The organism is Balneola sp., from assembly GCA_002694685.1.
GTDB lineage: Bacteria > Bacteroidota > Rhodothermia > Balneolales > Balneolaceae > Gracilimonas.
The window spans coordinates 99,739-122,107 of sequence record NZMW01000010.1 but is presented as its reverse complement, the minus strand read 5'-3'; the positions used below and the strand labels follow the sequence as shown (position 1 = coordinate 122,107).

At 40.8% G+C, this 22,369-nt stretch carries 20 protein-coding genes; 15 read left to right on the top strand and 5 right to left on the bottom strand.

Annotated elements, in window-relative coordinates; translation table 11 throughout:
* The first annotated feature begins 239 nt into the window (after positions 1–239).
* From rpmB to CL667_10075, 9 genes are all read left to right on the top strand, one after another.
* Positions 240–485, top strand: a complete 246-nt coding sequence (gene rpmB / locus CL667_10115) for a 50S ribosomal protein L28 (GenBank protein MAL18056.1) — start codon at positions 240–242, stop codon at positions 483–485.
* Positions 486–489: 4 nt separating this feature from the next.
* The gene (gene rpmG / locus CL667_10110; GenBank protein MAL18055.1) at positions 490–654 is read left to right on the top strand and encodes a 50S ribosomal protein L33; all 165 of its coding nucleotides are present in this window, start codon (positions 490–492) and stop codon (positions 652–654) included.
* Positions 655–662: 8 nt separating this feature from the next.
* Positions 663–833 (top strand): DUF4295 domain-containing protein, encoded by a 171-nt coding sequence (locus CL667_10105; protein ID MAL18054.1) that lies wholly within the window; start codon positions 663–665, stop codon positions 831–833.
* An 86-nt stretch (positions 834–919) separates the two neighbouring features.
* On the top strand, positions 920–1,378 hold the full coding sequence (locus tag CL667_10100) for a glutamyl-tRNA amidotransferase (protein ID MAL18053.1): 459 nt from the start codon (positions 920–922) through the stop codon (positions 1,376–1,378).
* A gap of 3 nt (positions 1,379–1,381) precedes the next feature.
* On the top strand, positions 1,382–1,951 hold the full coding sequence (locus CL667_10095) for a hypothetical protein (GenBank protein MAL18052.1): 570 nt from the start codon (positions 1,382–1,384) through the stop codon (positions 1,949–1,951).
* The gene (locus CL667_10090) at positions 1,952–3,166 is read left to right on the top strand and encodes a tyrosine--tRNA ligase (protein ID MAL18051.1); all 1,215 of its coding nucleotides are present in this window, start codon (positions 1,952–1,954) and stop codon (positions 3,164–3,166) included.
* Between the two features lie 6 nt (positions 3,167–3,172).
* Positions 3,173–3,940, top strand: a complete 768-nt coding sequence (xth, locus tag CL667_10085) for an exodeoxyribonuclease III (protein ID MAL18050.1) — start codon at positions 3,173–3,175, stop codon at positions 3,938–3,940.
* Between the two features lie 55 nt (positions 3,941–3,995).
* On the top strand, positions 3,996–4,445 hold the full coding sequence (locus CL667_10080) for a MarR family transcriptional regulator (protein ID MAL18049.1): 450 nt from the start codon (positions 3,996–3,998) through the stop codon (positions 4,443–4,445).
* A 214-nt stretch (positions 4,446–4,659) separates the two neighbouring features.
* Positions 4,660–5,850: a hypothetical protein gene (locus CL667_10075; GenBank protein MAL18048.1), complete on the top strand. Its 1,191-nt coding sequence runs from the start codon at positions 4,660–4,662 to the stop codon at positions 5,848–5,850.
* A 101-nt stretch (positions 5,851–5,951) separates the two neighbouring features.
* On the opposite strand, the gene CL667_10070 is transcribed toward CL667_10075, so the two are convergent.
* Together CL667_10070 and CL667_10065 are read right to left on the bottom strand one after the other, a co-directional pair.
* Positions 5,952–6,509, bottom strand: a complete 558-nt coding sequence (locus tag CL667_10070) for a hypothetical protein (GenBank protein MAL18047.1) — start codon at positions 6,507–6,509, stop codon at positions 5,952–5,954.
* Positions 6,510–6,515: 6 nt separating this feature from the next.
* The gene (locus CL667_10065) at positions 6,516–8,567 is read right to left on the bottom strand and encodes an excinuclease ABC subunit B (GenBank protein MAL18046.1); all 2,052 of its coding nucleotides are present in this window, start codon (positions 8,565–8,567) and stop codon (positions 6,516–6,518) included.
* Positions 8,568–8,794: 227 nt separating this feature from the next.
* On the opposite strand from CL667_10065, the gene CL667_10060 reads away from it, so the two are divergent.
* The 6 genes from CL667_10060 (at position 8,795) to CL667_10035 (ending at position 19,432) form a co-directional block, all read left to right on the top strand.
* Positions 8,795–9,928, top strand: coding sequence for a bifunctional chorismate mutase/prephenate dehydrogenase (locus tag CL667_10060; GenBank protein ID MAL18045.1), 1,134 nt, complete (start codon positions 8,795–8,797; stop codon positions 9,926–9,928).
* Positions 9,929–11,175: 1,247 nt separating this feature from the next.
* Complete coding sequence (locus CL667_10055; GenBank protein ID MAL18044.1) at positions 11,176–12,690, top strand: hypothetical protein; 1,515 nt, start codon at positions 11,176–11,178, stop codon at positions 12,688–12,690.
* A 2-nt stretch (positions 12,691–12,692) separates the two neighbouring features.
* Positions 12,693–13,220, top strand: coding sequence for a hypothetical protein (locus CL667_10050; GenBank protein MAL18043.1), 528 nt, complete (start codon positions 12,693–12,695; stop codon positions 13,218–13,220).
* 83 nt (positions 13,221–13,303) lie between these two features.
* Complete coding sequence (locus CL667_10045; GenBank protein MAL18042.1) at positions 13,304–16,447, top strand: hypothetical protein; 3,144 nt, start codon at positions 13,304–13,306, stop codon at positions 16,445–16,447.
* A gap of 82 nt (positions 16,448–16,529) precedes the next feature.
* Positions 16,530–17,201, top strand: a complete 672-nt coding sequence (locus CL667_10040; protein ID MAL18041.1) for a DNA-binding response regulator — start codon at positions 16,530–16,532, stop codon at positions 17,199–17,201.
* Between the two features lie 1,769 nt (positions 17,202–18,970).
* A complete protein-coding gene (locus CL667_10035) occupies positions 18,971–19,432 on the top strand; it encodes a hypothetical protein (GenBank protein ID MAL18040.1) in 462 nt (153 codons plus the stop codon).
* Positions 19,433–19,513: 81 nt separating this feature from the next.
* Here the strand turns inward: CL667_10035 and CL667_10030 are convergent, their stop codons facing one another.
* The 3 genes from CL667_10030 to CL667_10020 all read right to left on the bottom strand — a co-directional run bounded on the left by CL667_10030 (position 19,514) and on the right by CL667_10020 (position 22,225).
* Positions 19,514–20,575, bottom strand: a complete 1,062-nt coding sequence (locus CL667_10030; protein ID MAL18039.1) for a glyoxalase — start codon at positions 20,573–20,575, stop codon at positions 19,514–19,516.
* 246 nt (positions 20,576–20,821) lie between these two features.
* Complete coding sequence (locus tag CL667_10025; GenBank protein ID MAL18038.1) at positions 20,822–21,430, bottom strand: thioredoxin; 609 nt, start codon at positions 21,428–21,430, stop codon at positions 20,822–20,824.
* A 126-nt stretch (positions 21,431–21,556) separates the two neighbouring features.
* Positions 21,557–22,225 carry a nitroreductase family protein gene (locus tag CL667_10020; GenBank protein MAL18037.1) on the bottom strand — a complete coding sequence of 223 codons (669 nt, stop codon included), beginning with the start codon at positions 22,223–22,225 and terminating at the stop codon, positions 21,557–21,559.
* Positions 22,226–22,369: the final 144 nt, after the last annotated feature.

Here is a 22,369-nt window from a genome sequence, read left to right as displayed (position 1 = left end):
TTTGTTAACGCCTGAAAATATAGCTTGCGCGGGCAAAATCAAAAAAAGGAAGGGTTTTTATTGAAAATATTAGAGCTGTCGCTTCTGGGGTGAAATTCAGCAAGAGAAAAGCGATCGGAAATGTGGATAATTCGAGAAAATGTTAATAATTAGAATTTTCATACCAGCTGCCGTTGAACTTTGATGATTATACCTCTATCTTTGGTGTCTATTTTCATTATGAATTAACCGAATTAACAATGTCGCGAAAAGACGATATTACTGGAAAAGGAGCTTTGAACGGATACCGTTCTTCTAAGTCGAATAATAAAACGAAACATCGCTTTGAATTGAATTTACAAAAGCGTCGTTTTTACGTACCCGAAGAAGACAAATGGGTAACACTCAAAGTTTCTGCGAAAACTGTAAGAACAATTAACAAGAAGGGAATTTCTGCAGTATTGAAAGACGCGCGGAAAAAAGGAACTCTTATAAAAGACGTATAGAATTATGGCAAAAGGAAGCAGAGTTCAGGTAATCTTAGAATGCACCGAAAAACCCGGTTCATCTCGTTACGTTACTACTAAAAACCGAAGAACAACTACCGATAGACTTGAACTGAAAAAATACAATCCGGTTCTTCGTAAACATACTGTTCACAAAGAAATTAAATAACCAGAGTTATGGCTAAGAAGCAATCATTTGGACAAGAAGCACTACAAGCGAAAGCGGCTCACCGCAAAATGGCAAAGGTTATCATTTCTACCAAGAATGATAAAGGAAAGTATGCCTACAAAGAGGTGATGATGGATCAGGAAAATGTTAATGAATACATCAAAGAAAATAGATCCTGATAATTCATTCATAAGGAATATATAAGGTTACGCAATTTTGATTGTGTAACCTTTTTTTTTGGTTATTTTCAGCTACGGAGGAAATCATGACAATAAAAGAACAAATTATTTCGGACATCAAGGAAGCTATGAAGGCTAAGGCTAAAGACCGCCTTCAGGTGCTGAGATCTTTAAAAGCAAAACTGATGGAAAAGGAAATCAGTGAGCGAAAGGATGGAGAGGCAGAGCTTAATGATGAGCAGGCTGTAGAAGTGCTAATGAAAGCAGCCAAACAAAGAAAAGAATCCATTGATCAGTTTGAAGAAGGTGGTCGTGAAGATTTAGCCGAGAAAGAAAAAGAGGAGCTTAAGATTATTGAAGAGTACCTTCCTGAAATGATGGACGAGGATGACGTTCGAAAAATCGTTCAGGATAAAATAAAAGCTCTTGGCGCTTCCGGTATCCAGGATATGGGGAAAGTAATGGGCCCACTTATGGGGCAGCTGAAAGGAAAAGCCGATGGTTCTATGGTGAGCCGGGTTGTAAAAGAGGAGCTCGGGGGATAACGAATGCTGATCCTGGATCTGATTATTGCCACACCTATTCTATACTTTGGCTACAAAGGTGCAGTGAATGGATTGGTAAAAGAAGTGCTCAATATTGTAGCTATTATTCTGGCTGTTTTCCTCACCTTTAACTACCTGGATGCCTTTACCGGAATGGTTGCACCCCTTTTTGAAGAGGGAGCATCTTTTGTGCCCTTTGTTTCTGGAGCTATTCTATTTATAGGAACCATTGGTTTAGTAGCTCTATTAGCATATGCCACCAAGGAACTACTGAAAGCCGTAAAGCTTAGCATGGTGAATCGGATTTTAGGAGCGACTTTTGGAGCCTTGAAAAGTGGATTGGTGGTTAGTGCCGTGCTTCTGCTTTTAGCCGGCTTTAATGTACCTGGTGAACAAGCTAGAAATGATTCCTATTTATACCCCTACGTAATTTACTTGGCTCCATTGACTTACAACGGAGTAGCTTTAGTCTATCCGGGAGCTGAAAATTATACAGAAACGCTGAAAGCTAATATCAGCGATCATAACCCATTAGAAAACATTCCATTTTTAAACGATAACTCAGATAATTAGATGTCATTTTTACCTGTAGAGGAACAACTTGAAATTATTCGTCGAGGAACCACAGAGATTGTTCCGGAAGAAGAACTTGTTGAGAAGCTTAAGAAATCAAGAAAAGAGAATAAGCCGCTTAAGATAAAGCTTGGGGTTGATCCGACTCGTCCAGATCTCCATTTAGGTCATTCCGTTATCCTGAGGAAGATGAGACAATTTCAGGATTTAGGGCATGAAGTTATTTTGATTATTGGTGGTTTTACGGCGATGATTGGCGACCCAACCGGCCAAAATAAAACGCGTCCACCATTGACGCTGGAAGAAGTAAAAGAGAATGCCAAAACCTACATTGAACAGGCTAATAGCATTCTGGATGAAAGTAAACTCACATTGACCAACAACAACGATTGGTTGGGCGAAATGGATTTCATGGACGTGATTAAGCTGTCATCTAAACTGACGGTTGCCCGAATGATTGAGCGGGATGATTTTTCAAAACGCTTTGAAGGCAATGAGCCGATTTCTTTGCACGAATTTTTATATCCACTGGCTCAGGGACAAGATTCCGTTTACCTGAAATCAGATGTAGAGCTTGGCGGAACCGACCAGAAGTTTAACCTTTTGGTAGGCCGTCAGCTTCAAAAAGAAGATGGACAAGAGCCTCAGGTTTGTTTGATGATGCCACTGTTGGTGGGAACCGACGGTTCGGCAAAAATGTCCAAATCATACGATAATTACATCGGGATTAACGAAGCGCCAAATGATATGTATGGCAAATCCCTGTCCATTCCGGATGACTTGATTTACACCTATTTTGAGTTAGTTACAGATGTGGATACTGCAGAACTTCCGGCTATTAAAGAAAAGATTAAAACCGATCCAAGAAATGCCAAACATGATTTAGCGTTCACTATTGTCCGTATGTATCACGGTGAGGAAGCTGCTAAAGGAGCAAAGAACCACTTCGAGCAAACGGTCATCAACAAGGAAGTGCCGGACGACGCACCGGAATTCTATTTTGAAACCGGAGAAGAAATTCGCCTGCTCGATATTGTTGCTGAAACCGGCTTTTCTCCAAGTAACGGAGAAACTAAGCGCATGATTAAACAGGGTGGTGTTAGTATTGACGACAAGAAAGTCACGGACAAAAATCACTCTATTACCTTTTCTGACGGGGATGAATTTTCCCTGAAAGTTGGAAAGAGAAATTTCGGAATTCTTAAAGCCAAGTAACCCATTTTGACAAAGATCAGCTCGTACAACGTAAATGGAATAAGGGCGGCACATCGAAAAGGTTTTATAGACTGGGTTGAAGAGAGTAATCCCGATGTTATTTGTATTCAGGAGCTTCGCGCGCTTGAAGAGCAGGTTCCAGAAGAGATTAAAGAACTCGGCTATCACGAATCCTACCACATCGCTGAGAAAAAGGGGTATTCAGGAGTAGCAATTTACTCAAAAGAAAAGCCTATTAAAGTTGAGCAAGGTCTCGGAGTAGATTGGATAGACAAAGAAGGCCGTGTGATTATGGCTGAATTTGAAAACTACCGGGTATTCAGTATTTATGCCCCCAGTGGAACAACAGGTGACATTCGCCAGGATATGAAAATGGATTTCTTGGATAACTTCATCCGCTTTGGAAAAAAGGTTGTTGAAGGAGAAAAGCCCGCAGTTTTTTGTGGAGACTTTAATATTTGCCACACTGAAATTGATATTCATAATCCCAGCAAGCAGCATAAAACGTCTGGCTTTTTACCGGAGGAAAGGAAGTGGGTGACGGAATTTCTGGAAGTTGGCTACCATGATGTATTTCGTCAACTTCACCCCGAGAAAGAAGACTTATATAGCTGGTGGAGTTATCGGGCGGCCTCAAAAGATCGAAATAAAGGGTGGAGAATTGATTATCATTTGGCAACCAGTGCCTTAGCCGAAAAAGCAAAAGTGGCTGAAATAGAAAAAAAGTGGGATATTTCAGATCATGCTCCGGTTAGCATCACTTATGAAGTGTGAGTGAACGAAGCTTTTTTGGTTGAAGTTTTAGGTAATAGAATAGATAAAGGATTGTATGGGAACGCATTACGAAGGATCGGAAGAAGATAAATCAACCCTGAATGCATTTATTAAGTTAATGCGTGCCACCGAAAGTATGAACGGGAGGTTGTCTCGCCACCTCTCTGAAGCAAATCTAACGGTGAGTCAGTTTGGCACTCTGGAGGCCTTACTTCATTTAGGTCCTCTTAATCAAAGAGAATTAGGGCAGAAGTTGTTAAAAAGTGGAGGAAATATCACGCTGGTGATTGATAACCTTCAGAAGAGTGGAATGGTTGAAAAGAAAACAGACCCCAATGATCGCAGGGCTGTAATTATCTCGTTAACAAAAAAAGGGCGATCATATATTGAAGACTTTTTCCCACAGCACCTCGGGAAAATTAAGGAAGAGTTTAGCTGCCTCAGTAATAAAGAAAAAGAACAGCTGGGTTCTTTATGCAAAAAACTGGGCAAGAAGCCAGAGTAAAGTAACCCTACTTAATCACCGACTCATAAATAAAATATACTGGGGTTCTATAGTATGAATCAGGCTAAATCGTGATTAGGTGTATATATGGAGCTGGTACATGTGAAGCAGAAAACCAATACACCTATGATGAAATGCCTGTTGACCCAGAGGAATGGTAGGTCCTATCAGAAAGAAAGCATAATCTAAAGACTGACTCTTTAAAGTAGATCTTATGGACAAAATTATACTAACACTGTTAACTTTTTTCCTAATATTTGGATGCTCCGATACAGAAAAGAAAAAGAAGGGGTCAAAAATTGAGGCGACAGAAATTAATCCTGAAAAAACTGAATTTGTAAATACAAGTTCAATAATATCTAATGTAAAGTATCTAAAGCTATCTGAAGAAGGCGGAAATTATATCGGTCAGATAGAGAAAGTTTTATTGAAGAACAACAAAATATATGTATTGGATGCAGAGCAATCATTAGCACTGTATGTATATAATGAAGAGGGGAGATTATTATTTGATATATCAAATTATGGTAGAGGACCAGGAGAATTTATGAGTCCCAACGATTTTGATGTTGATCTAAAAAACAATCAAATTATTATATATGATACCGGTGGAAGTAAGTTTATATACTATAATTCAAACAATGGAGAATACATTGAGGAAAAAACTTTCAAACATCGGTTAAGTAGATTTAAAAAAATTGAAAGTGGTTATTTAATCTTTATGAATAATGTTTTAACAAACTCAATGGATGATAGCCATAACATGCTGATAACAGATAATGATTTTAATATAAGAGAGGAGAGTATTGATATTGATCCTGACCTAATAGATTACCATTACAATTTGCCTACAAACTTTTCTGTATTTAATGATAAAGTATTTTTTACAGCCCCATCAGATTATATTATCTATAGCTATGACAAAGAAAAATTTAAAAAAATCAAAAAAATAGATTTTGGAGAAAAAGAATTACCGGAGAGTTTTTTTGAAGAGAAAGAAAATGTTATAGAGAGAATTAAACTATTAGAAGAGTACGCTAATAATATATCAAACTATTATGAAGCTGAAGATTTTTCATTTTTTACATATAGATATAAAAGAAATCATAACTATGTGTTTGCATCTAATAAAGAAAACAAAATGCTTCACACAAGTAACATTAAGCTTAAAGATGATATAGGATTAGGTCCAATGATGCGACGGCCGATTCAAATAAAAGGAGATACTTTGGTGTGGTTTCAACAATCTACATCCCTTGTAGAATATATTTCAAATAAGAAAAAGAAGGGATCCGAGTGGTCTAGCTTAAAACAAAAAAACCCTTCTTTGGTAGCTTTTGAAAAGGAAATTGACAAGAATGATAACCCATATTTAATCTTTACAAAAATAGACCCGGAATGGTAAAAAGCTAAATGAAATCCTTTAAAAGGGTGTTATTTATGTTAATAAAAATGAAGCAAGAACTAATAATTATATGAAAAGAATAGCATCTAGATACTTTTGAACTATAGCTCATTCACCGACTCATAAATAAAATACGGCGGGATGTTCTTCCAGCAGAAGTCAGTCGTGTAGTTATCAAATACTTCGGTAAGCGGCTTTTTTAGATGCCCGGATGTTTGATAGGCTAAGAAAGATCCGTTCTCGTGGAGCACTTCTTTAGTTTTATTCAGGATGTCGATTTTCATATCCCAGTCAAAGAAAGAGAAGGGAATACCGGAAACTACATGATCAACATTGCCAATCAGTTCTTCCGGCATCAAAGACATTATATTTTCAACACTGTCAGGGAAAATAGTAAGTCTGTCGTCGTCAATTTTAGAAAGCGTGTTTATAAAATTGTCGTTGGTTTCAAACACAAAAAGCTGAGCATCAGGACTCATTTTCTTTAAGAAATGCTTAGTGAATACCCCGGTCCCGCCACCATATTCTACAATTGTTTTGGTGGCCTTGAAATCAATATGCTCGCAAAGCTTACGCACACAGTATTGAGAAGATGGCGTAATAGAAGCAACATCTTTATCCGTTGCGAATGATTTCAAAAATGTAATAGTATTCTTCATGGTAAACTATAATTCTTGTTCTAATTGTCCGATTTGGTCCCTGATTCGGGCCGCCTCCTCAAACTCCATGTTTTTGGCAGCATGAATCATGGTTTCCCGGAGATGTTCAATTAACTTGTCTTTGCTTTCAAAGGTGACTTCTTTCATCGCCGGACTGGCTTTATACTGAATGCCATCCTCAGCAACTTTAACAATTTCAAGCGCTTCTTCGCTCGCATCGTCGTCACCCTGAGCAAAATCAAAGCTTTTGTTAGATATCAATGCCGGGTCAACCAAAGGCTTCAATTCCTTCTTAATGGTTTCAGGAGTGATTCCATGTTTCTCATTATACTCTTCCTGAACTTTGCGCCGGCGCTCGGTTTCATCTACTACCTTTTGGATGCTTTTCGTCATTTTGTTTGCATACAAAATGGCTTTTCCGCCAACATTTCGGGCGGCGCGCCCTACAATCTGAAACAATGATGTTTCTGATCTAAGAAAGCCTTCCTTGTCGGCATCCATAATAGCAACTAAACTCAGCTCAGGAATATCAATCCCCTCACGCAACAGGTTAATTCCAACGAGAACATCGAAATCTCCGCGGCGGAATTTATATAAAACTTCGATTCTTTCAAGGGCATTTAACTCGCTATGCATATATGCCGCGCTGATGCCAAGGTTTTTAAGGTATTCACTGAGCTCTTCACTAAGCCGTTTGGTTAAAGTAATAACCAGAACCCGTTCTTTCTTTTTAACTTTTTCCTGAATTTCACTCAATAAATCATCCACCTGGTTATCCAGCGGGCGGATTTCAATCTCGGGTTCCATCAACCCGGTTGGTCGAATAATTTGTTCGGTATAAACACCGCCGGACTTTTCCAGTTCATAATCACTGGGTGTAGCACTTACAAAAATGGCCTGATTTACTAAACCTTCCCACTCATCAAATGTAAGTGGACGGTTATCAAGCGCGGAAGGTAGTCGGAACCCGTGTTCAACCAATTCGACTTTTCGAGAGCGATCTCCGCCGTACATAGCTGAAATTTGGGGAATAGTTTGGTGACTTTCATCTACAACCACCAAAAAATCATCCGGGAAATAATCGAGCAAACAGTAGGGGCGTTCGCCGGGCTTTCGGGCACTTAAATATCGGGAGTAGTTTTCGATCCCAGAGCAGTATCCGATTTCCTGAATCATCTCAATATCAAAAAGGGTGCGCTGCTCTATGCGTTTAGCTTCCAGAAATTTTTCTTCATCCACGAGGACTTTTCTTCGCCACTCTAATTCTTCTCGAATTTGCTCAATGGATTGTTCAAGTCTAGCCTTAGAAGTCACATAATGTGAAGCAGGATAAACCCGAAACTCATCCACAGAGTCATGAACAGTTCCATCGTTTACATCAAAAAGCTGAAGGGATTCAATTTCATCCCCCCACTGTGTAATTCGAAGTCCTTCGTCAGAATAGGCCGGATAGACATCTATCACATCACCCCGAACCCGGAAAGTCCCTCGCTTAAAGTCCAGGTCATTTCGGTTATAATGAAGGTCCACCAAATCATACAAAATAGTATTGCGCGGAATCTCCTGACCTTTATTCAGGGTCAAAATTAATTTCTCATATTCAGAAGGTGAGCCAATACCGTAAATACAACTCACTGAAGAAACAATGATTACATCCCGTCGCCCGGAGAGTAAAGAGCTTGTCGCCCGAAGCCTCAGTCGCTGGATTTCTTCATTGATAGAAAGATCTTTTTCAATGAATTTATCCTGTGTAGAGAGGTAGGCTTCCGGCTGATAATAGTCATAGTAAGAGATAAAAAACTCTACACGATTCTCGGGGAAAAAGTCACTAAGCTCCCGATAGAGCTGAGCGGCCAGCGTTTTATTATGACTCATTACCAGGGTGGGTTTCTCCACATTTTCAATAACGTTGGCAACGGTACGCGTTTTACCGGAGCCGGTTATTCCCAGCAAAGTTTGAAATTTATCTCCCGCATTGAGGCCTTCTGTAAGTTCAGCTATGGCACTAGGCTGATCGCCTGCGGGTTCGTAAGGTGAGTGAAGTTTAAATTGGGACATATATGCCTTTCAAAGGTACAAACTGTAACGTAACTTAGGAAACAAGAACACAGAAAAATTAATGCCACAAAATCGCTAAAACACGAAAAAGATTTGAAATTATAGTGTTTAAAGAAGTTCATTGAACTCAAAAGGCTGATTAGCGGAGAGAACCGCTGATTCAAGCTTCAGCCTAGCCAAAACATTTTGTGATTTAGCGATTTTGTGGCTAATAAAACCAAATACAGATGTCTCATCGGCATAAAGATTTAGAGTCGCCCCGTAAGCGTATAGATGAAATTGACGAGCAAATTCTGGACTTGCTTTCAGAGCGGGGGGATATTGTTCGGGATGTAATTAAGCGAAAAGTTGAGAATCAGCTACCGGTTTTTGTGCCGGCGCGCGAAGAAGAGAAGTCAAAAGCATTTAAAGATCTTGCGAAAACTAAAGGTATTGATCCTGACTGGGCGGAAGATTTTTTAAGAATGATTATGACTGCTTCCAGAGCAACTCAATCACAAGAGACTTTTCCTATAGCTACTGAATCTCCTAAACATATTCTATTTGTTGGAGGTGAAGGAGGGATGGGCAAGCTGTACAAACGGATAGCAGATCAATCCGGACATGAAACCTACTCCATCGACAAGAAAAACTGGCACGAGCTTGAGGAAATATCTCCCAAGTTGGATATGGTAATTGTAACGGTTCCTATCAATGTTACAGAAAGCGTGATCGAAAGACTGAGCGGGCGCCTTAAGAAAGAGACCATTCTTGCGGATTTCACCAGCAACAAATCTAACCCAATTGATGCAATGTTAGCGGCGCATAACGGCCCGGTAGTTGGGCTTCACCCTATGCATGGTCCGGATGTTCAAAACCTTTCCAAACAGCTGATGGTATTTTGTAATGCCCGGGATGGAGAAAACGCAAAATGGTTTATGGAGCAATGTGAATTATGGGGCATGCGTGTAATTGAAGCAGATCCCCAAAAACATGACCATGTGATGCACCTGGTTCAGGGCTTACGTCACTTTGTGGCTCTTTTGCATGGTTCTTTTATGGAAGAGTTTGACTTGAAACCCACGGATATGCTGGATTACTCCTCCCCAATTTACCGCGCTGAATTAATGATGACCGGCCGAATCTTCGCTCAGGATGCAGAACTTTATGCTGATATTGTATTTGCCAATAAAGAGCGCCGGGATCTGTTGTTAAAGTTCTTTGAGCACCACAAAAAGCTGGTAAAAATGGTGGAACAAAATGACCGCGAAGGGTTTATTAAAGAGTTTGAAGGAGTTACAGACTTCTTTGGAAAATTTGCAACTCAGGCGCTCACTGAAAGTGGTTATCTAATTAATCGGCTGGCAGACCGTTTTGCCTAGAGGAAGAATTAGTCCTTATTATTTACAATATTGTACAAAATAAATCTATTAGCAGAGAAGAGATGAAAAAACTATTAGCAGTAGCTATCATTGCGTTCCTGACCTTTTCAACGGTTGTTAAAGCGCAGGAAAGCACACCATTAAAAATTAACTCTTTAGATGAAGTTTCCCTGAACAAAGCGGAAGCAAATCAAAGTGACAAAACGTTCTTTACCCTAAATAGCTCTGCCTTAGAGAGCGCTGATTTTAAAAAAGGCGCCATCTTTGAAATGGAAACCGGACAAAACAAGACGGCTCTTTTCAGAATAGATCGCCAAAAGAATTATCGGGCGGGAATCACTTCTTATATGGCAACGGAGTTAGGCAAGCCAGACAATAAGTTCACTTTCTCTTATGGTGATGGCACTTTGATTGGTTTATACCATGAATCCCACTCGAGCGCCGTGATGATTGCTGAAGACCAAGAAATAGGCAAAGCATTTCTGACCCGGAATAAATCGATACTGGGAACCACAGAATCTTGTGCTGTTCATGAAAATGAAAACCTTGAGGCTATACCCAACCTTAAAAGCAGGTTTTCAGACAACAGAAAAAAATCTATTTCAGATGCCGAAAGTGGCGCGATGGTAGCTCCGGTTTATGCATCCGTGGACGACAGTATTTCTATCGATATAATGCTTGTTTATACCGATTCTGCTGAGGTTTGGGCAGAAAGTTCAGCCTTTGGGAACATAGATTTTATCCTTGCTCAATCCATTAATCTCTCTCAAACAGCTCTGGATAATAGTGAAACAGGAATCGAGCTAAGAGTAGCTCACATCCACAAAACCGCATACCGCGGAGATAATGATGAGGATATTTCGGCAGGAGATCATTTAAGAAGATTTACCCAAGATCGCGATAACCCTTCTTTTGGAGAAGATGACACAGACTACATCGGCTATATGGAAGAGGTTCATGACCTGAGGGAAGAGTATGGGGTAGATCTCATGGCTCTTATAATGAGCGAACCAAATACAGGAGGAATTGCCTGGGTGTTAAATAGTGTGTCCGGAGCTCCTTTAAGAAGTTTTTCCGTGAATAGAGTTCAGCAGGTGGCAACTAATTATACGCTTGTGCATGAGATCGGGCACAACATGGGTAATTCACACTCAAGAACCCAGCAAAGTGCAGCGGCATCTGAAAGTGGAGCCTTATTCCATTATTCAGTTGGGTTTCAAAATGCGGCAGAGAACTTTGTTACGGTTATGGCATATAGTGATGCAGGGCAATTGGAGGCACCCATATTTTCAAGTCCGGTTTTGATGTTTGATGGGGCTAGTGTAGGAACTAGCAACAGAAACACTCCTGAAGACGCCACCTTAACACTAAAGCAGGTCAAAAGAACGATAGCAGGATATAGGCCTTCCATTGTTGATTCCCCGGTAGTTTCTGTTTCTACTGATGAAATAGAAGTAACGATTAACAGGGAAGACGAAATCAGCGTACCGTTCAGTATTTCAAATGGAGGGGAGAGCGGTCTTGTGTGGGATATAGACTTTGATTTTCCCGGCGCTACTGTTAATAAAACAAGGGCAAAAGCTGGATTAAAGACAATGCAGCCGGAGCTTATGGAAAACACCATTGGTATTCCTGCAAACCACTCATTCCACAGTGAAAAAGCTAGAAAGGGCTTAAAGACAGAAGAAGTTTTATACAGCACCTCTTTTGAAAACTTCCCAACAGGAGAGTTTTCCGGCTATGACAACTGGACTGTTTTAAGCGGATCACCATTTGAGATCGTTTCAGGCAGTGGTAGTGATGGAAACCGAAACCTTCGAATAACTCATGACGGGACTAGTAACACACAATTTATTTCAGCACCATTTTTTGGGTACCAGCCTTTTGGCAACTATGAACTAAGTGTAGACTTTTCCATTTCCGGGGTAGAGGTTAATTCTGAAGTCTATGACTTTTACTTCTTTGATGGAGAAAACGGAGAGTTTTCAAGTGGAGTAATTATTAGCGAGGGAACCATTTTTGCTGCAGATTTAGGTGAAAACGATCAACTACAGTTCTTTGGGACAAACGCTGTGGTCCCGCCAAATACCTACAACACACTCAAAATTGTATATAATGTTGAAGATGAAGTTATAGAGTATTACCTGAATGGAACTCCAATTTATGAAGCGGGATTCTTGAATGGCAAAACTCCAAGCGAGATGCGTGTGCTTCAGCGTAATGAGGCAACATCAGGAACCCGGATTGATGTAGATAATTTTGAGCTGAAGCAGCTAAACACACCCTACAGATGGCTATCAGTAGAAAATATGAGCGGTGTTGCGTTTGAGGAAGAGACTAATGAAGCAACGCTCAATTTCAATTCAACAGGCTTGACCGCCGGAACCTACGAAACGACCCTTGTTGTTAGAACAAACGATCCCGAAAACAGAGTTATCGAGGTTCCTGTAACGCTATCTGTTAATGATGTTGTTTCGAATGAAATGGCAACAACACCTGAGGCCGTCACTCTTGGGCAAAACTATCCAAACCCATTCAACCCGACTACCACCATAAACTATACTCTGAAGCAGGCAGGAGAAGTGCAGATTGAGATCTTTAATATGCAGGGGCAAAAAGTTGCGACTCTGATGAATGAGAATAAGGGAGCCGGAGATTATGAGGTTAACTTTGACGCAGCAAACCTGGCTAGCGGAATCTATGTATATCGCCTTCAAGCCGGAACAACAACGTTAACCAAGAAAATGGCGCTAATTAAATAACTATGAGAAATTCAAAAAGAGTGTTTTTGCTGGCAGTATTGGTTACCGGAATGGTCACTATGATTAGCTGCGGTGAAGAAAAGAAAAGCGCGGAACAGCCTCAGGCATTAGCAGAAAATGAGCAGATGGAAAATCAGCCCATCAAGAACTCAGACAGCCTTTCCACTGATAAAGAATTGATTGAAGTAGATATGAATGTGGTAAACTCAATCAAAAAAGGAGGCTCATTTGTTATTCGTAAAGAAGAAGGAGGCGAAGAATTTAATCTTCAGGTTCGCCGTGTACAGCAAACGATTCCGGGAATCACTTCTATTTCTGCAAACATTGAAGATCAGGGAACGGGTTTAGCGTCATTACTCCTTCGGGACGGACAACTGACGGGCATCATGGATTTATACAAGCAAAAAGTTCGCTACAGAGTAGGGTATGATTCTGTTGCGGGAGCACACTATGTTCAGGAAATGCTGAAAGAAGAAATGGATGTGCTGCAGGGCAGTGAGCCTTTAGTACCTGACAGAGAGGGTCAATAAGGGTACGTTAAATTTTTATTATGATCATTTAAAAGCCCTAAAAATTATAGATATTACCTCAAAGGGTAACTAGCAGAGGTTTTTTGGTTAGGGTAATAGGATTCATTGTTTTTGGGGTTTTGTGGGCAGGGCTTGCTAATAGTCAGCCCTATCATTTTAGCGTTACACAGTATAATGCTCAAAACATTGGCTTATCTCATAATACGGTAACAAATCTGGCTCTGGATAAAAGTGGATTTCTGTGGGTTGGCACCATTGATGGGTTAAACCGATTTGACGGAAAGTCAGTGAAGACCTATAGGCATAATTCGTCTGACAGTACAAGCATTTCTGATAATTTCATTCACGGGATTTTAGTTGATGATGATGGGACTATTTGGGTTGGAACAAGGGATGGAGGCATTAATAAATTCAACCCTAGAACCGAGAAGTTTGCCCGTTACCAATACAGTGAAAAAATAAGAAACGGATTTCCAAGCGCGCCCATCTACCTTTTTATGAAGGATCGTGAGGGAGCTTTCTGGGCGTCAATAGGAGCTCAGGCATTTGGATTATTTGACCCGGATAAAGGGAGCTTCCGAGGGGTTGAAATAAAGGATAAAAAGACCGGCATAGAACTCTACAGCCCAAATGCAGTTGTAGAATTTAAAGATGGAAGTTTTTTAGGAGCGTCTTTTACCGGTCTGTATCATATTCCATCAGAAGAGGTTGAGGCATACAAATCAAATCCGCAAAAAAGGGTTTTAACAGCAGAAAGGGTTGATCAGTTTAAAGGTGAGAATGTTCAAAACCTGTCAAGAGTAATCGTTGATGAGCTAAACCAAATTTGGGTGTATAGCCAAAACTCTGGCAACCAGAAAGTTCCAAAAGAGCTGCTTTCAGAAAGCATTATTCAATCATTAGAAAGTGGTATGGCCTCTGAACATAATCAACAGCTATATGTGGAAAAAGAGGAATACCTGATTGGCACATCTGAGGAAAAAGGGCTTCAATTTATTAACAAAAATACGGGTGAGCGAAGTTATCAGGAATTGAAGACTGGGAGTAAAGATTTTTCACCAACAGCATTATATCATGATCCACAAGGTGGGATATGGAGCTATAGCTGGGGACAGGGCTTTGTAAGGCTTGAAGAACAAACCGCAATAAAGCTAGTTAACGAAGATACGAATCCTGAAATGGGAGCTCCATTTATTCTGGCGCTGGAAGAGGAACAGGGAAAAGGTATTTGGTTTGCCGGCGCTGAAGGAATCCGATTTTGGAATGAAGAAGCAGTAAATACAGAACGTTTCCAAGGGCTCCCAAAAGAGCTGATTGAAAACCAAATCTGGTCACTGGAAAGAAGTGAAAACGGGTTATGGGTAGTAACGGTAACGAATGGGTTATTCTATATTCCGATCAATGGAGAAGGAAAGCCTGAAGGATCGGCTCGTAACTTCAACCCGGAGAATAGCTTCATAAACTCATATCTAATTCATCAGGTATTTATAGATAGCAGAGGGTGGATGTGGGTTGGATATGAGGGGGATGGCCTTCAGCTAGTGAAAAATCCGGTAGGCTTGCTCGAAAATGAACCGGTTAATGTTACTCATTTTAATAGCAATACAGGCGGGGAAAATGTAATAGGCGGAGAGAAAATTCGCCGAATCTATGAAGATAGAGATGGAGGTATATGGCTGGCAACTATGGAAAATGGCTTTACAAAAATTGAAGTACAAGAAGGTCAGTTTGGAAGAATTTCTGTTTTTCGACATGATCCATCAAACTCCAATTCGGTTTCATTTAACGATGGGCGCAGTATTTATCATCAAAACGACAGCACTTTTTGGTTTGCAACCTATGGGGGCGGAATAACACGGTGGAATCCCATAAAAAATGAGTTTAGAAGGTTTGGTACGGAACAAGGGCTTTCAAATAACAGCACCTATGGCATTCTCCCTGATGTTGATCCAGACTTCATCTGGATTAGCACAAACAATGGATTAGCCAGGCTGCATACACCAACACTAAGTTTTACTGCTTTTACTGAAGAGGATGGCATTCAGAATAAAGAATTTAATACCGGCGCCTACTTAAGACTGTCAGATGAGAGAGTTGTTTTTGGGGGGATTGGCGGCTTTAATATTCTTGATACAGAAGAGCTTACCACGAATAAGAAAGAACCGGTTGTTCAGCTTACTGGTATTCGGCTATTTAATGAACCTTATAATACCGATACGAGCAGCGTATTTGAAAAGGAGCTTATTCTTCCATACAACAAAAACTTTCTTTCTTTTGAGTTTGCTGCTTTGGATTACGAGAAACCGCAGCAGAATAAGTACGCCTATAAAATGGTGGGTGTGGACGAGCAATGGGTGGAAGCAGGAAACCGAACCTTCGCGGACTATCCAAATCTTGAGCCAGGGGAATATAATTTCAGGGTAAAAGCTGCGAATAGCTATGGTGTATGGAATGAAGAGGGAATACAGCTCGCAGTAAATATTACGCCTCCTTGGTGGCAGACCTGGTGGTTTCGCTCTCTTTCAGGGTTGACAGGGCTTGTTTTGTTGGTTGTAGGAATCAGGCATATTTCACAGAGAAGGCTCCGCGAGCAAATTCGTAAAATGGAAGTTGAAAATAGACTTAGAAACGAAAGGGAGCGAATTTCCCGGGATCTTCATGATCATGTAGGAGCTCAGTTAGCGAATATAATATCTGGATTAACACTGATTGAAAAATATAATGAAAAGAAGAACACGGCCCGCTCAGCAGAGCTAATGAACTCGCTGCGAGGAGACGCCAATGTTACCATCAAGCAGTTACGAGAAACCATTTGGGCGCTTAATCAGAACAGTTTAGACCTGGAAGGTTTTGTTGATCACCTAAAGAAATACTTCAAGTCTCAAAGTGCGTTGTGTGATGAGTTGCAGGTTCATTACCACCAGGAAGTAGAGGACAAAGTAACACTGAGCTCAACCCAGGCATTGAATGTTTTCAGGATCATCCAGGAAGCGGCTCAAAACACACTGAAGTATGCAGGTGCAGAAAATCTTGATATACATTTCAGTAGAAATAATGGGTCGCTGAAGGTATGCATAAAAGATGATGGGACCTTTAAGGAAAACGGACAGGCATTAAATGGGGGCTATGGTTTGGGGAATATGCGAAAAAGAGCAGAAGAGCTGGGAGGAACCTTAGACATGGATAAAAAAAATGGAACAGAAATAAAGCTCTCTTTCAATTTATAAATACCAAATTCAGGGGATATGCTTAATCAAAAAAAGAAGCATTTTGAAAGTCAACGAACACGATTAGCATAAATATTCGGGAATGGAAAAGATAAAAGTTGCCATTATTGAAGATCACAGCATTTTTAGGAAGCGCCTTTCCGAGCTGCTTTCCTTTTACGATGAGATTGATCTGGTTTTTGCGGTAGAAGATGCTGAGCTCTGTATAAAATATCTTGATAAGGCAGAAGAGCTTCCTGACGTCCTGCTTATGGATATTGAATTGCCTGGGCTTTCGGGGATCGAGGCAACCTTTCAGATCAAAGAAAAGCATCAAGACATTGACATCATCATGTTTACGGTTTTTGAGGACGATGAGCGAATATTTGAATCCATTCAGGTTGGTGCCACGGGATACTTATTAAAAGATGAACCGATTGAAGAGGTAGTTCAGTCGATTAAGGATGTTAAAAAAGGCGGGTCTCCAATATCACCATCTATTGCCAGAAAACTTATGAGTTTAGTTTCGGGGCTAAGAAAAGATCCTACACAAAAAAAGAAAGAACCGGAAGTAGTGCCTTTCGATTTAACGCCGGCAGAAATTCGAATTCTCGAGCATGTTATTGAGGGAAAATCCAATAAAGAGATAGCAGAAGATGTTATCCTGAGTCCGTGGACGGTGAAAACGCACATCAAAAACATCTACAAAAAGATGCAGGTGAATTCACGGGCTGCTGCTGTGCGGTTAGCGTTAAGGCGAAACGTTGTGAAGTAGAGGTAGAAAAATACTCCGTTCGGGCGATAACAGTTAGTTGATGAATATTTGAAATTTGATGTATTCCTGTAGCTCATGCAGGCTTCATTATTAAAAGAATCAGATATACAATGAAAAAAATACAGCTACTACTAATAGGTTTTTTAGGTTTCAGCATAGCAGCTTCGGCACAACAGGTGGATATTCAGAAGCAGATAAATAATCAGTATCTGGATTTGTCACATAAAGCATTTATTTATCAGGTTTCTCCACAAACAAAAAAAGCAGATCTGTTACTACTGAATGCTGGAGTTCAGGAAAAAAGAAACTTCATGAAGGAGTTTAATCAGTTGCGAAAGAAAGGTGTCTTTCTGAATAATCCAGATACCTCCTGGAGATTTGAAGAGTACAAAGCCCCTAATGATTCTATGTATCGTCCGTCTTCTCTTGGCTGGCGCTGGACTGAGGGCTTGATAGAATCGGGCTCTTACTTAATTAGCGATGAGGCCTACAATTGGAACCAGGATAGTATGGCGTTATTTCCAGAAAGGTTCATGTATAGTAAGGCTTATGATTCGGGTAATGACACAACCGAAACACTCTACTTTAATTATGGGAGCAGAACACCATACTATGGTTTAAGAACGGCTTTTGTAGGTGAACCATCACGGGGAGCTGACTACGAGACATATTCAGAAAACTATGATACTGAAGAAGGGTGGGTTAAATATGCTCACCTATTGAGTTATCAAAATGAGCAGGGGTGGGACACATTACGCATTGAGGAAAGGTACAACCCTGAGAACATGGAATATTATCCGGAATCGGAACAAAGAAATATTTCTAACGAAAATTATGAGTTGAGTTCTTATCGCTCATATGGCTTTGATGGATCTACTTTTAGCTGGAGCTATAGCTACACTAAGTTTGGAGATGGAAGAAGGACTATTTATCAGGTTTCCAAACAATGGGATAATAATAAAGATCAGCTCATAGGGCGTGATAGTGTTTACTATATGTATAACAATAATGTGATTGAGGGGCGTCAATATACCTGGACAGATTCTCAATGGGTAGCTACCGGATTGTATAAGACCTTTCAGAACCCGAATGATGAAACGTTGGTTGACTCATTAATCCTTTACAGCGTCTATCCTGATAGCCTAAACAATGAAGGAGGCCCTGTCATTGATGACCCCATCAGTAAAACGGAATTTGATTATGATGAAGCCGGAAATCAAACAGAGATAAGAATATTTCGATTAGACAATGGCGAATTGGTATTAAGCTCATATTCAACTTCACAGTACATGCTCTTTGGTGAAACGTATCAAATGGTGTTGCGAGAAACCTTTAGCATCGATTTCTTAACCGGAGAAATGTATAAGACAGGGGTCTTTAAGAGGCTGTTCAATGAAGACGGTACAAGCATCGGAGATCGGAGTTATAACCTGAACGCTTCAGGAGATACGACAAATGGAGGTGGTAACGATTATCGCTCACTGGAAGATGGAACCCAGGTTTATGTTACTCTGAGATGGGATATCAACATCCAAGAAATGGTAATACAATATTACAGAGCTTACCCAAGGGCATTTTTTGATGATGGTTATATGAACCAGAGCACATACTTTGATGTAATAACCAATGGCGGAACTCGAAGTGTTAACGTGGGGGGTAATTATCCAGGAGTATTTAATGACGGCCCTATTCCTTTCTCGGTTGGAGACACTCTTTCATTTTTTATAAGTGCAGTGAATCTGGATTTAAGTATCCCGGAGGTTTCAGTAATGAACAAACCGGCTTCGGCAACTTTTGATCCAGAAACAAGAAAGTTCTGGTGGATCGTTGACGAGGAAAATCCAGGCCCGATGACATACACAGCTACCAATAAAAACGGAAGCTCTGAGGTGGTAGTTTACTTTGCGAATGTTGATTCGGAAAATGATGGTACTTCGGTGAGCAATGAAGAAGGTGATTTCAACCCCAATCAATTCAGTCTTTCACAAAACTATCCCAACCCATTCAACCCGACAACAAACATTAGTTTCAATTTACCGAAAGCAAGCGATGTGAGCCTTAAGGTGTATAATATGCTTGGGCAAGAAGTGGCTTCTTTGGTGAATGGGAAAACGGCATCAGGAGTCCAGACCGTCACATTCGATGCCTCCGCATTATCAAGCGGGATGTATATCTACCGAATACAAGCAGGAAGCTTTGTAGAAACCCGCAAAATGATGTTGATTAAGTGATCAAGTAATATGGTGATAAAGTGATATGGTGATTTACGATTTCATCACTCATCACTTTATCACTCTATCACCAAATCACTTTCAATCCTTCATTCGGCTAAAGCGAAGAGCAGAAATCATCCAGTTGGGAAGGTTCTTTTTTGGATCACGTTTAGTCATATCAATGTACCAACCTATTTTTTTCATAATGGGGACTTTATGAGTTTCAACAAACTCAATAAGTGTTCCGTCAGGATCTTCAACATAAGTAAACCGACCAGCAGCTTCGCCCATATCAAAGCTATCTGCAGAATCTACGGTAAAGGGGAAGCCATTTTCTTCCAGGTCTTCTTTTAAAGCGTCCATGCCCTGTACGTCAAAGCAAAGGTGAATGAATCCCAAATCTCCCCAGTAACGATCTTCAAAAAGCTTGCGGGGTTTTCTTCCCAAAACCTCAATGAGTTCGATTTCAGTAGGGCCAAACATCTTACTAAAGCCACCTTGCCGAGGCTCAGAATGCCGAAGCAGCACACGGCGAAATTTATGATCTCCACCCGGCAGACCTTCGTAATCAGCATGAGTAGCCGTCATATCAAAAACGACTTCATCGTAGCCCAGAACATCAGAATATAGCGTCTTCGCTTTTTCAATATTTGTGGAGCCGATCACAGCGCCAACCACACCGCCGGTAGATGACGGCGTTTTCTTTTTGAAGAAATCGAGACCTTTTACTACCTGCCAGATATTTCCATATAAGTCCTTAACAAAAAAGTTGTAGTCGCCGGCCGGGTTTTTCTCCAGCGGAGTTAGGATATCCAGTCCGGCTGCTTCCATCTCATCGTAAGTTCCCGGGACATTAATCGACTTAATCTTTCCACAGTTAATACCCAGATCTCCCATCATTAGATCAAAATCTGCAGGCTGGGGCTCGCGACTGGTGTATTGCCAGATCTCAAAACCGCCACCGCCCTTCATGTTCAGGGCGAGAATAGCAGTTCGGTCATGGGGCTTACCGCCTGTATAAGGAAGCATAAGCTCAGCCGTAGCGGCGTCTTCAAAAACTTTGATATCCATACCAAAATTTCGGCGATACCAATCTGTAGCTTTGTGAACATCAGGAATGCCGATTCCGATTTGCTGAATGCCGGAGATAACTTTTTCCATACTTTTGATTTGTCATCCTGAACAAAGACCAGCGGGATGCCATGAAGGACCTTTGTTCCAGAGAGTTGTTTTAAATAAAATTTATAGCCTTAAAAGACCATCGCCAAGGTACGTTTTTTTAATTTCGATGTCATTAAAAAAGGTGTTTTGGTTAACTCTGGCAGATAAATTGAATTGTTGGGGATTTAATGAAATTCATCAGCGACTATCTGAATTGTCAGTGTCGTCCGCGTTCCATTAGACGGTTTATTGATCAGAAAAGCCGGTGAGAAAAGCCCTGAAATCATCGGTGTTGTATTTAGCCATTCCCGCATGCATCATAACAATGGTTCCATCAGGAGAAATAACATAGGTCGTAGGAACCATAGAGGTGTCATAAATTCTCGGCTTTCTGATAACCGAGTAAACAGGAAAAGTGAACTCTTTTCGCTTGGTGAAGTCCCAGGCTTTCTGAGGATCGCGATCTAAAGAGGCCATTACAAAGACAATGTCGTCATCGTCAATCCCATCATAAAGAGCTTGAATGTTGGGCATCTCGGCGATACAAGGCGGACACCAGGTCGCCCAGAAATTTAGAAAAATAGTTTTGCCTTCGAATTCAGAAAGAGAAGTGCGCTCGCCATTTATAGTAAGTAAAGGCATATCGTAATCAGCCAGATTTCCATGCTGAATGGATTCCTCAACATCCGGTTGAAAAAGGCCGGTATATAAAATCACGCTCTGAAGCTTCCCGATCACTTCGGTGTGATAACCGGTTCCATACAGAATAGCTCCCACCAAAAAAATAAGCCCCCATTGAAGGAGCTCTTTTTTGAAGGTGGAGGTTTTTTTTGATGTGCTCTTATCTTTACTCAAGGAATAATGTTTTAATGGTCATTCCTGCGTAGGCAGGAATCTAAATGTTGATATAAACTATAATTTGATGTCTGAAAACCATCCAGGTTTCGGGCATTCGCCGCGAAATGACTAGATCTAGATAGGTTAAATAAAAGTAGAAATCTCATCCAGCGACTTTTTCGAAATATCCGGAACCTTTGTTCCTTCTTCAGGATAGCCCACCACCAATAACAAGAATGGCTTTTCATGTGATGGCCGGCCCATAATTTCATTCAGAAAACCCATAGGACTTGGGGTGTGAGTTAACGTAGCCAAACCGGCATTATGCAGGGCGGTGATCAGGATTCCAGTCGCAATACCGACTGATTCTTTCACATAGTAATGTTTCTCTTTTTCCCCGTCTTCATCCAGCTTATAACTTTGGGCGAAGATTCCAATCAGATAGGGGGCTTTTTCGAGGAAGGGCTTGTTTTCATCGGTACCAAAAGGGCGGAGGTCATCGAGCCAGTCTTCCGGCGCGCGGCGATTATAAAACTCATGCTCCTCTTTCTCAGCTTCTATGCGAATCGTCTTTTTAATCTCAGGGTCTGAAACGGCCACAAAATGCCAGGGCTGTTTGTTGGCGCCATTGGGGGCGGTTCCCGCAGCAAGCAGGCAATTCTCAATAATTTCTTTGGGTACCGGGCGGTCACTGAAATCCCGAACCGTTCGGCGCTTTTTAACCAGCTCATAAAAATCAGAAGCTCGCTTTTTCATTTCCTCTTCAGGAAGTTCACTGTAGGATTCGAGCGGGACAAAGATGGCTTCGCGCATGGGGAGGATATTTGTTTTTAATTGAGTTTACTTAAAGTACTGTTAGTTTGAGATAAAATTAATCTTTGGTTGTCACCCTTCGCGTTCAAAAAATGTGTTTAGTATAGCTTTTAAGCGCTCAGGATGACAACTTTAGTGACCTTA